Annotated in this window: 1 protein-coding gene; it reads right to left on the bottom strand. The window is 50.3% G+C overall.

Translation table 11 applies throughout. From position 1 onward, the window contains the following. The coding region (locus ABIK47_07005) for a helicase-related protein (GenBank protein MEO0020366.1) at positions 1-1155 on the bottom strand (1155 nt) is incomplete at both ends.

The following is a 1155-nucleotide window of genomic DNA, read 5'->3' as shown; positions in this document are numbered from 1 at the left end:
TAAAATATCGTAGAGGTCGTAGTTTTTCCGCGCCATTACTTCCTGCAGGAGGCGCAAACCAGCACCATCATCGGGCAGTTTGTCAATCAAACTTCGGCGCTTTTGCGGCTCAATCCAGAGTGCGCGCAAATGGTCAATTGTTGGTGCCTCTTTTGTCAATCGGTCAGCAATCATCTGACGGTATTCCTCAACCGTTACCTTTTTCATTCCAGTTTCATCTCTTGTTACAATATAGGTTCCGGCAGGATTGATATGGACCTCAAAACCTTCAACCCGGATAATTCTCTCCCGCTCTTTTTCTGTCTCCTCTTTCCGTTCTCGGGTCGGTGATGGTCGGCTCTTGAACTCCCTGCCTAAAAGCCGGGTGGCGTTGGTGTAGTCATAAACGCGAAACATCAGTTTACCCGTCGGCAGATGGATTCTTGAGCCTCTACCCAGCATCTGGTGAAAGGCGATGGGCGAGCGGACATATTTGAAAAATACCACATTACGCAGAATTGGCACATCAACCCCGGTGGTGATTAAATCCACGGTGGTGGCGATGAAGTGGCTCCTTTCTGAACCACGCAGGTCAGCAATGTATCTTGAGCCTTCGGCTGCCGCGGTGCATTTGAAGGCATAGGGTTCCAGCCTTTTCTGATTGTTTTTTGCACACCATTCCGCATACAGGTTGTTCATTTCTGCCGCCACCGCATCGGCATGTGTGTCCCGGACACAGAAGATAACTGTTTTCTGATGCGGACCGCCGGTTTCAAGGAGCATATTAAATAAGTCCTGGCACATCGCTGATACCCGGTCGGGCAATTGAATTTTATCTTCAAAGGTGGGCGCGGGGTAATAGGGGCGGGTTTCGTCCGGGAGGACCGGTTCGCCAGTGATAGCATCCCTTGCCTCTTTCTGGTCAATCTCCTCCTGGGTGATGCCGGAAATATCAAGATTTATTGTGCGGGTGACAATTTCACAGGCGGGTAGATAGCCGTCCTCAATTCCCTGTGCCATATCGTATTCATATACCGGTTCGCCAAAGTATTGCAGGTTGTTGGCGGTAATCTCCTCATCCGGTTTTCTTTCCTGTTCATTACCGCCTTCCCAGTAGCGCGGGGTTGCGGTTAAACCAATCTGAACCGCATCGGGATTGCGGCGCAAAATGATGCT

Source organism: candidate division WOR-3 bacterium, from assembly GCA_039801245.1.
GTDB lineage: Bacteria > Hydrothermota > Tepidihabitantia > Tepidihabitantales > Tepidihabitantaceae > JAOABP01.
This window is presented reverse-complemented; position numbering and strand designations above follow the sequence as displayed.